4 protein-coding genes are annotated in these 2465 nt (G+C 64.5%); 3 read left to right on the top strand and 1 reads right to left on the bottom strand.

Annotated features, from left to right (window positions below; translation table 11 throughout):
• The 3 genes from ACJ8AT_RS18915 to ACJ8AT_RS18905 all read left to right on the top strand — a co-directional run.
• On the top strand, positions 1 to 201 hold a 201-nt coding region (locus ACJ8AT_RS18915), incomplete at its 5' end, for a hypothetical protein (protein ID WP_407739163.1).
• Positions 202 to 281: 80 nt separating this feature from the next.
• Positions 282 to 1640, top strand: coding sequence for a hypothetical protein (locus ACJ8AT_RS18910; protein ID WP_407739162.1), 1359 nt, complete (start codon positions 282 to 284; stop codon positions 1638 to 1640).
• On the top strand, positions 1627 to 2229 hold the full coding sequence (locus ACJ8AT_RS18905) for a hypothetical protein (RefSeq protein WP_407739161.1): 603 nt from the start codon (positions 1627 to 1629) through the stop codon (positions 2227 to 2229). The genes ACJ8AT_RS18910 and ACJ8AT_RS18905 overlap by 14 nt, the downstream gene beginning before the upstream one ends.
• Before the next feature lie 13 nt (positions 2230 to 2242).
• On the opposite strand, the gene ACJ8AT_RS18900 is transcribed toward ACJ8AT_RS18905, so the two are convergent.
• Positions 2243 to 2465: peptide-methionine (S)-S-oxide reductase (locus ACJ8AT_RS18900; protein ID WP_407739160.1), on the bottom strand; the 223-nt coding region annotated here is incomplete at its 5' end.

Genomic DNA, 2465 nt, shown 5'->3' with positions numbered 1-2465 from the left:
GAGGTGCAGAAGGAAAGCGTCGCTCGCGGAGCCACGCGCCGGGCCCAGTGCAGCGCGCTGCCGGAGGACTGGGGACTGTCCTGGGTGCAGTGCTGGGCCGAGGCCTCGCTCTGGGAGAGCGGACGCGAGCCCCAGGTGACCGACTTCCTCCGCGTCCTCGCCAGCAGCGCGGGGGACTCGGATCAGCCGCTGTGCCGCTGAACCCGGTTGGGCCCCAGGCGGCTGGCGGGCTAGGGATTCCCACGCCTACCGAGCCTGATGACGCGAGAAGGCTCTGGTGGGTGCTGCTGGGGATGGTGGCGCTGACGTGGATGACGGGCTGCGCGACCAGCGCTGTCTCGGGTCGTCCTTCCGCCTTACGCGCCGAAGCGCTCCCGCCTGAGTTTGCGCAAGGCAGCGGTGGCCTCGGCTTCTTGGGGAAGCGGGATGATTTCCAACTCCTGCAGCAGTCGGCAGGCCTGGAGGAGGGCTCCTGGCACGAGGCAGGAGAGGAACTGGAGACCGATGATGCGCACAAGCTGTGGGAGACGCTCGCGCGGACGCGGACGACCCTCCACAGCTTCGGACCACGCCGCGCGCTGATCTACCTGCTTCGTCAGATGCTCGCCCGGGATGAGGACGTGCCTTATTCCGAGCTGTTGCAGCGCCTCCGTCCCTTCCACTTCCTGGTGGTGATGCGTCCAGACGGCTACCTGGTCAGCGCCATCACGGGAAAGCCTCTCCAGCGCATGGGCCGCGTGGAGCTGCGCGAGGGCAAGCTCATGGCAGGCGCCTTCGAGGTGGGTGCCTTCTACCGGGACAAGGGTGGTGTCTACTATCCGGTGGACGACTCGCTGCGCCCCTCTGGGCCACTGCTGGGAGAACTGGGCCTGGAGCGCGACTGGCTCAACGCCGCGCTCGATGGAAGCGGGGATGCGCTGGGTGAGGTGGGGCTGGCACTGGCCCAACTCGTCACTTCTCCGGTGCGCAGCCTCCAGGGGCTCCAGCAACTGCCGTCCGCGGTGGCCGCTCTTATCGCTTCCTCGCCTGAGTACTTCACGCGCTACTCGGCGCTTCCGTTGCAGGAGCAGATTCGCGAGGCGGCCCGGCTGTCCACGCACTTGCTCATGCTCTACGGCAGCGCGTCCGGTACAGCGGCGCGCATCGCTGCGGCGGGTTCGGCACTGCCGGTGCTATCACTCACCGCCGAGGGGACCCTGGCGGTCGAGCAGATAGCGGTCCCCGCAGGCATCACGGTGACGGCGCTGGGCACAGGGGCCGGTGCCCTCTACGTCCTCATGGAAGCGCCCAAGGCTCCAGAGGAGGGCTCCGGGGACTCAAAGAAGACGGGCAGTGGCTTCAGGCCCCTCACAGAGGGCAACTTCCGGGAGAACCTCGCGCGCCTGACGGGCCGGATGCCCAAGGAGGCGCACGCCCATCACGTGTTCCCTCAGGAGTTCGAAAAACAATTTCGGAACGCGGGGATCAACATCCACGACCCGAAGTACGGCGCTTGGTGGGAGCAGTCCAGCCACCTCAAGAACGCGGCCAAATACAACTGGCGGTGGAAGGAGTTCTTTGATCTTAAACCTACGTTCGAGCAGATCCTTCAGTTCGGAAGAGAGCTAGGAGACGAGTTTGGGTTCCATGTCAACTACTAAGGCTTTTCCAGGCTTCGACAAGGTTTTCTATCTTAGGGAGTCTGGATACAGCAGGGCGTTCAGAGGCGATTTGGGCGTAGAGACCACCGATGAAGCCTTCGCCTTGACTCGCGCCGAACTGCGCCCGGCTCACCCAATTACGGTCAAGTGGGCGATGGGGCGTGCCAAGCCGGCTGAACAAGTGATGTGGACGACGTATGCAACACCGATCATCATCGCTGATTCCGTGGTGCAACTGCTGCAGTCACACGGGTTCACTGGCTGGTCTCTCTACGATGTCTCCGTCCAAGACAAGCAGGGCGAACTGGTTCCTGGCTATCACGGTCTTGCCGTCACAGGCCGGTGCGGAAACATCGATTGGGCCAAAGGTGTCGAGGTGTCTCGGATCCGTCCGGCCGGCATCTTCCCCGTGTGGAAGGGGTTCTTCTTCGATCCCGAGTCCTGGGATGGCTCCGACTTCTTCATGCCGGCTCAAACGGTCGGGTATGTGCTCATGGTGGAAGAAGTAAAAAAGGCGTTCGAGCGGGCGAAGATCAAGAACGTGGGCTTCACCCGTTTGGATCAATTCGAAAGATCTTGGAAGATCTGACCGCCCGGGCGGCCTACCGGCTGGAGACTCCCACGCCCACCGGGCAGCTCACGCCCGTGCCACCCAGGCCGCAGTAGCCGTCCGGGTTCTTCGCCAGGTACTGCTGGTGGTAGTCCTCGGCGAAGTAGAACTCCGGCGCCGGCAGCAGCTCCGTGGTGATGGTGCCAAGCCCCGCCGCGCTGAGCGCCTTCTGGTAGGCGTCCCGGCTCTGCTCGGCCGCGCGCTTCTGGGCCTCG

The organism is Hyalangium sp., from assembly GCF_045802625.1.
Classification (GTDB): Bacteria; Myxococcota; Myxococcia; order Myxococcales; family Myxococcaceae; genus Hyalangium.
Note: the sequence above shows the minus strand (reverse complement) of the source record. Positions and strands in the feature narration are given on the sequence as shown.

Bases quoted from the DNA above. Each gene is read 5' to 3' on its own strand.
- ACJ8AT_RS18905 (WP_407739161.1), top strand. From the start codon at position 1,627: ATGTCAACTACTAAGGCTTTTCCAGGCTTCGACAAGGTTTTCTATCTT.